Here is a 7,023-nt window from a genome sequence, read left to right as displayed (position 1 = left end):
GGTCCACAACGAGATGCGCGAGGCCGAGGTGATCGGCATCTGCGCCGTCGACCCAACCAGCGCACGCGCCCGGGCCTGATCCCGGCACCTGAAGGAGCTGAACATGACGGAACTGAAAACACGGGCGCCGCGCGCCCCCCGGGGCGGCCGTGCTGCGCGCGTCCAGGCCCGCACCAACCCGCCGCCGGTCTACCTGCCGGCGCTGAACCGCCAGGTCGGACCGATTGATCTGCTGGGTCCGGAAGGGGTGGAGAAGATCCACAATGCGGCGATGACGATCCTGGAGACCACGGGCATCGTGTTCCGCGATCCGGTGGCGCTGGCGGACTGGAAACGGGCCGGTGCCGATGTGCGGGGCGAACGGGTCCGCATCGGCCGCGACATGCTGATGGAACTGATTTCCTCGGTGCCGTCGGAATGGGGGTATGCCGCCCGCAACCCGGAGCGCTCGCTGCGGGTGGGCAACCGGCACTCGGTCTTTGCCAATGCCTATGGCGCGCCTTTTGTCTATGACCTGGAGGGTCGGCGGCGGCCGTCGGCGCTGGAGGATGCGCATAACTTCTTCAAGATGAGCCAGATGAGCCAGTCGATGATGGTGCCGGGCATCCTGCCGGTGGAGCCGCAGGACGTGCCGGTGCCGCTGCGCCATCTGGAACTGGTGCACGCGGCGCTGACGCTGACCGACAAGCCGATCAAGGGCGCGGTGCAGTCGGAGCAGGCGGCGCATGACACGGTGGAGATGGTGCGCCTCGTCTTTGGCGAGGAGTTCGTGGACAGCAATGTCGTTCTGGCCGCGCTTTTGAACTGCAACACGCCGCTGGTCTGGGATGAAACCATGCTGCAGTCCTTGCGGGTCTATGCATCGGCGAACCAGCCCTGCCTGCTGTCGCCCTTTGTGCTGGCGGGCGCCTCGGCCCCGGCCAGCCCGCAGGGCGGCGTGGCGCTGCTGATTGCCGAAAGCCTGGCGGGCATGGCCTACAGCCAGATCATCCGCCGCGGCGCGCCGATGGTGCTGGGGGTGGCTATCATGGGGGTGTCGATGAAAACCGGCGCGCCGATGATGGGTTCGCCCGAGCCGGGGCTGATGAACCTGCTGGTGGGGCAGATGGCGCGGTTCTACGGCGTGCCCTGGCGCACCTGCACCATGTGGACCGGGTCGAAGTCGCCGGACATGCAGGCGGGGTTCGACACCGCCAACACCATGTGGCCGGTGCTTCTGGGCGGTGCCAACTATATCGTGCACTCGGCCGGTTTCCTGGAGGGCGCGCTGGGCGTGAGCTATGCGAAATGGGTGCAGGACACCCTGCAGCTGGAGAACTTCCACCGCTTCTTCAGCGGCCTGAGGGAAGAGAACCTGGATGCGCTGCTGGGCGACATCGAGGCGATCGGCCCCGGCGGCCATTTCCTGGGCACCGATCATACCCGCGAAAACCCGATGCACATGAACCCGCTGCAGAACAACGACAGTTTCGAGCAATGGGAGGCGGAAGGCGCCAAGACCGCGGAGATCACCGGCCGCGAGGCGGCGCGGCGGATGCTGGATAGCTATGTGCAGCCGCCGATGCCGGACGATCAGCGCGGCGCGCTGGACGAATTTGTTGCCAGGAAACGCGCATTGTACCAAGCCTGACACTGCGGGCGCCAAGGCGCCCCTTTGACCCGGCACAAGGACAGGATCTGAGCCCATGACCACATCTTCGACAAAAACGCTCTCACTCGCCGAAGTGCGGGCATTGGCCAAATCCGTCCTTGTGTCCGCGGGCATGGATGCGGCCGGCAGCGATCTGATCGCGGAGATCGTCACCTGCTCGGAGCGCGACGGCCCGCGCAGCCACGGGCTGCGGATGCTGCCGGTCTATGCACAGAGCTTCACTTCCGGCTATGCCAATGGCGCCGCCGCCCCGAAGATCGAGAAGATCGCGCCGGGCGTGCTGCGCGGCGACGCCGGCAACGGCTATTACCAGATTGCCGCCGCCGCGGCGCGGGAGGAGCTGATTGCGTTGGCGCGCGAGAACGGCATTGCCGCCTTTACCTGCGCCAACTGCCACCACCTGGGCGGGCTGCGGTTTGACACCGAGCCGCTGGCCGAGGCCGGGCTGGTGGCGCTGGCGGTGATCAACTCTTTGTCGATGGTGGTGCCGCAGGGCGGCGTGCGCCCGGTGTTCGGCACCAACCCGATGTCCTTTGCCTGTCCGCGCGAGGGCGCAGCACCTGTGGTCTGGGATCAGGCGGCCTCGATGGTGGCGCTGATGGATATCCGCATGGCCGCCGCCGAGGGCCACGAGCTGCCGCGGCCTGCCGGGCTGGATCCGGATGGCAACCCCAGCACCGACCCCAATGCGATCCTGGAAACCCGTAGCCTGCTGCCGTTCGGCGAGCACAAGGGCGCGGCGATTGCCTTCATGATCGAGGTCCTGGGCGCGGCCCTGGCCGGTGGCACGCTGTCGGTCGACAACCAGGAGCGGGAATCTTTCGGCGCGCTCAACATCAAGGGCGGCGCCACCCTGATCGCGATCGACCCGGAGCGGTTCGGCAATGCGGGTTTTGGCGAGTACATCACCCGCATCTGCGCCGAGATCGAGGGCAATGGCGCGGCCCGGGTGCCGGGTGACGGGCGGCTGAAGAAACGTGCGGCGGCAGAGGCGGACGGGGTTGCGGTCAGCACCGAACTGCTGGCGCAGCTCGATGCGTTGGCGAAGCCCGCATGAAACGGGTGGTGATTGCCGGCGGCGGCATTGCCGGCATCTCCTGCGCGCTGGCGCTGCAGGCGGACGGGCACAGCGTCACCGTGCTGGAGCCCGGCCCGGCAGGGGAGGGCGCAAGCTGGGCGTCCTGCGGCTGCATCGCGGTGGGAGAGATCGTGCCGCTATCGCAGCCGGGCATGCTGATGAAGGTGCCAGGCTGGCTGCTGGACCCCGAGGCGCCGCTGTCGCTGCGCCCTGCCAGCGCGCCGGGGCTGTTGCCCTGGTTCGCCCGCTTTGCCGCCAACTCGCTGCCGTCGCGGATGCGGGCGATTGCCGCCGACCTGGCCCGGCTGACCTTTGCCGCCACCGCCGATGTCAAGGTGCAGCTGGCGGATGCCGGCGCCCCGGAGCTGCTGGTGGAGCGGCCGGTGATCAAGCTGTTCGATGACGAGCGGGACAAGGCGACCATGGGCGCGGCCTTTGGCCTGGCGCGCGAATTGGGCTGCACCATTGACGAGATCAGCGGCCGGGAGGCGCATGAGATGGAGCCCGCCATCGCCAGTGATTTCAAATATGCGGCGGTGCTGCGGGACTGGAGCTTTGTGACCGATCCCAAGCGGCTGGTGGAAACGCTGATGCAGGTGTTTGCGCAGCGCGGCGGCACGGTGCTGCCGCTGGCCTGCGAAGGCTTTCAGCTCGATGGCGCGCGGGTGACTGCCGTCCGGGCGGCGGACGGGCGGCTGCTGCCCGCCGACGAGGTGGTGATTGCGGCAGGCACCCGGTCCAGGGGCCTGGCCCGGCAGTTGGGCATCCCGCTGCACCTGGAAGGCCTGATCGGCTATTCGACCGGCCTGCAGGATGCCGGGGTGGATCTGAAGCACACGGTTTTCTACCCTGCAGGCGGGTTTGGCATCACGCCATATGAGAATGAACTGGCGGTTGCCGGCACGGTGGAATTCGCCAGTTCCTCTGCTGCGCCCAACTGGCGCCGGGCGGATGTGCTGGTCAACCGCGCGCATAGGGTGCTGCCGGGGCTGCAGACCGGCAAGCGCACGCGGCGCATGGGCCGCCGCCCGTTCACTCCCGACACCCGGCCAATCATCGGGAGAACAGGCAGACTGGCCAATGTGTCCTTTGCCACCGGCCACGGCCAACTAGGGCTGACGCTTGGGGCTACCACTGGACGTTTAATCGCAGATGTCATCGCCGGACGACCGCAGGAAGCTTGGGGCAGTGTTTTCGGGCCGGACAGGTTTCGGGGTAGCTGAAATGCCACTTTGCCCATCCTTATCCCAACGCATGCGGCGGAGCGGCAGGAAATTCCGCTAACCTGCCAAGTACCTTCCGCGCAGACGGCCCGAAGGAGACATCCAACAGTAGCCTTTGCCACCGCGGCGCAGCCCGTCAAACCTGCCGTTTGTGCGTTGTGCAGTAAAACAGGACTCAGGAACGGCGGCTGCGCTAGGAGCAGGACCCATTGATTTCGATTGATCGTCATGATTCACCGGTCGAAAATCGAGCGGTGACATGTCTGATCTCTTTTGGCTGACCGATGCGCAGATGGCGCGACTGGAGCCTTATTCCCCAAAGTCCCATGGCAAGCCTCGGGTCGATGACCAGCCCGTCCTGAGCGGGATTATCTTCATCAATCGCAATGGCTTGCGCTGGCGGGATGCGCCGAAGGAATACGGCCCGCACAAGACCTTGCACAACCGTTGGAAGCGATGGAGCGATAAGGGGATCTTCGCTCAGATGATGACTGGACTGGCGGCTGACCACAGTGAAGATAAGACCGTCATGATTGACGCAACATATCTCAAGGCACACCGGACAGCGACCAGTATGGACGTCAAAAAGGGGGGTGGCCGCCTGATTAGGCGGACCAAGGGCGGTATGAATACCAAGCTGCACGCCGTCTGTGACGGCTAGGGGCGTCCGCTGAGCTTGTTCGTCACCGCCGGGCAGGTCAGTGATTATATCGGTGCTCGGGCTCTGCTGAGTAGTCTGCCAGAGGTCGAGTGGCTGCTGGGCGACCGTGGCTATGATGCTGATTGGTTCCGGGAAGCGTTGAAAGACAAAGGGATACGTGCCCGCATCCCCGGTCGCAGACAGCGGAAAGCAACCATCAAATATGACAAGCGGCGAAACCGGATCGAGATCATGTTCGGCAGGCTCAAGGACTGGAGACGCATCGCGACCCGCTACGACAGATGTCCGAAGGTCTTCCTTTCAGCAACCGCTTTTGCCGCCGTCGTCATCTACTGGCTTTGAAACTCAGTGAGTCCAGAGCCTAGCTGGAAGGCTGCTGATACCTGCCTCGGAAGGTCCTCACCCGGCGGTCGTCATCATCGGGCCTGTTGCCTTCGTCAAGGAACAGTCGCCGGTGCAATACGCAACCCGCCTGTCATCGCGCGGACTGGCCATATTGATTTTCGATCCGCGTTATCACGGCGAAAGCTCAGGTACTCCCCGGCGCTACGAGTCTGGTGAAGCCAAGGTTGAAGACTGCCAGGCCGCCCTCGGTTTTCTCGCCGTGCAAGAGGGCATAGACGCAAACAGGCTGCACCTCCTGGGGAACTGCCAAGGTGTCAACTGGGCAATCGAAACGGCGGCAATGGACGGCCGCGTGGCGTCTCTCGGAGTTGTCGCGGGCCATTACCTGACTACCGAAACCGCCAGAATTTACCTTGGCAGCGATGCCGCAGTTGAAGCGCGCATGGCACGGGCCGCAAATGCCGCCGCCGCTTACGCAAAGACAGGGGAAGCCAGCTACATTCCGATTGTTGGCTCTGACGATGCCCTTCTGACTGCCACAGCTATTGCGGACTGGTACCTGCCCTGGGACAACAGGGCTCCCTGGCTGACTTTCAGGGGCAGCTGGGAAAACCGTATCACCGCAATGAGCGAGGCCGGCATCTGGGGCTGGAGGATCGACGAAACAACCCCTCATCTGAACCTGCCGGTCTTGATGATCCGTGGCGACAGGGCTGCAAGCGGGCCGGACATACCGCGCCGGATCTTTGATGGGATCGCATCGGAGCAGATGGTGCTGCATTGGATCGAGGGTGCCAATCAGCTTCAATTCTATGAGGACCCGCTGATCATTGATACCGCTGTCACTGTGCTGGCCCCGCATTTTCTGACCTTCGGGTGAGGCACCTGATCGCCGCCGCTTTCCCAATGCCGCTGTCGGGTAACGGCGAATTCCGGGAACGCTGACGGCAACACACAATGAAATCACGCAGGAGTATTGTTTAAGACGAAGGCCTTCCCCTTATTGACTGCCTGTGCCCTGTCCTGTCCGGCTTCCGCAGAACAGAGGCTGCCGGCCCTTACCGAAGCCCTTTTGCCAGTGGGTTCGGACCTTTATGCGGTTGCGATCGGCCCAGGCGGACCCGGTGAAGAGTTCGGCTCAGACGCAACAAACGGCAGGCTTTACAGGATTGATCCTGGCGGCGCAGCAGAGGAAATCAGGCTCTCGGACGGGCACGGCGTGGGCAACCCGGCCGGGATCGTTCGGGCCGGAAGCCAGATTGTCATTGTAGACGGCAATCAGGTCATCTCCACCGCTCTGGATGGTTCGGTCAACTGTCGGCAGGTTCCGGATGTCGAGGGCGTCTTTTCTACGACGTTGAAGTGCTCGACAAGAGTACCTTGATCTAAAGCGATTTCGGGCGGGGAGCGTTTGTTTCTGTAGCAGCTCGAACCGGTGAGGTTCAGCCTTACCTCGGGGATCTGCTCATGCACTTGGACTGCCTTGCTGGCTCCCCCCCCTTGGCGTTTGCGCAGCAAAGCCTGGCACTATTGCCGAACTCCTCTGTCCGGCCCGTTTACAGGCACCAGGATCGGGCAGTTTGTGCAGACACGGCTGTCGCACAGGCGGCAGGTCCGCAGCTTGTGGGTGTCGTCTCCGGCAGCAGCTTGCAACAGTTTTTCAAGCAGCCGGGTCAGGTCCTTTTGCTCGTCATCAGACAGGCCGCCGGTCACTGCCTCCAGTGCCGCCAGCCGCTCGCGCAATATGTTCTCCCGTGCGGCTTGGCCGGCCTCAGTGAGAAAAAGCGCAACGCTGCGCTTGTCGTGCTCCGCCGCTTGGCGTCTGACAAGACCATCCTCGGCCAGCCTGTCGATCAGGCGCACTGTGCCCGTATGGGTGAGATCCAATAGCCGGCTCAGAGCGTCATTCGACAGACCTGGCTGATGGCCCAAAGCGCAAAGCGCCGCAGGCCCTTCTCCGGAGCGGTGGAACTGCCTCGCCAGAACCGTCTTTAGCTCATCGTGCAGGCAGAGCACCGCCGCCCCCAGCAAATTCGCAGTCCGTCGTGATTCATCCGTCATACCG

6 protein-coding genes and 1 pseudogene are annotated in these 7,023 nt (G+C 64.1%); 6 read left to right on the top strand and 1 reads right to left on the bottom strand.

All coding sequences use genetic code 11. The features are described from left to right. Nucleotides 1–103 precede the first annotated feature (103 nt). From ACFMBG_RS18375 to ACFMBG_RS18350, 6 genes and pseudogenes are all read left to right on the top strand, one after another. Nucleotides 104–1,630 (top strand): trimethylamine methyltransferase family protein, encoded by a 1,527-nt coding sequence (locus ACFMBG_RS18375; RefSeq protein WP_421056145.1) that lies wholly within the window; start codon nucleotides 104–106, stop codon nucleotides 1,628–1,630. Between the two features lie 55 nt (nucleotides 1,631–1,685). Then, complete coding sequence (locus ACFMBG_RS18370; protein ID WP_421056144.1) at nucleotides 1,686–2,708, top strand: Ldh family oxidoreductase; 1,023 nt, start codon at nucleotides 1,686–1,688, stop codon at nucleotides 2,706–2,708. Further along, entirely contained in the window at nucleotides 2,705–3,952 is a 1,248-nt protein-coding gene (locus ACFMBG_RS18365) for an NAD(P)/FAD-dependent oxidoreductase (RefSeq protein WP_421056143.1), read from the top strand. Before ACFMBG_RS18370 ends, ACFMBG_RS18365 begins: the two co-directional genes overlap by 4 nt. A 259-nt stretch (nucleotides 3,953–4,211) precedes the next feature. Beyond that, nucleotides 4,212–4,955, top strand: a pseudogene (locus ACFMBG_RS18360) (IS5 family transposase). Nucleotides 4,956–5,067: 112 nt separating this feature from the next. Then, nucleotides 5,068–5,838, top strand: coding sequence for an alpha/beta hydrolase (locus tag ACFMBG_RS18355; RefSeq protein WP_421056142.1), 771 nt, complete (start codon nucleotides 5,068–5,070; stop codon nucleotides 5,836–5,838). A 96-nt stretch (nucleotides 5,839–5,934) separates the two neighbouring features. After that, nucleotides 5,935–6,342: a hypothetical protein gene (locus ACFMBG_RS18350; protein ID WP_421056141.1), complete on the top strand. Its 408-nt coding sequence runs from the start codon at nucleotides 5,935–5,937 to the stop codon at nucleotides 6,340–6,342. Nucleotides 6,343–6,485: 143 nt separating this feature from the next. Here the strand turns inward: ACFMBG_RS18350 and ACFMBG_RS18345 are convergent, their stop codons facing one another. Further along, on the bottom strand, nucleotides 6,486–7,019 hold the full coding sequence (locus ACFMBG_RS18345) for a MarR family winged helix-turn-helix transcriptional regulator (protein WP_421056140.1): 534 nt from the start codon (nucleotides 7,017–7,019) through the stop codon (nucleotides 6,486–6,488). Between the last annotated feature and the right edge of the window lie 4 nt (nucleotides 7,020–7,023).

Source organism: Leisingera coralii (assembly GCF_049056525.1).
GTDB classification, from domain to species: domain Bacteria; phylum Pseudomonadota; class Alphaproteobacteria; order Rhodobacterales; family Rhodobacteraceae; genus Leisingera; species Leisingera coralii.
This window is presented reverse-complemented; position numbering and strand designations above follow the sequence as displayed.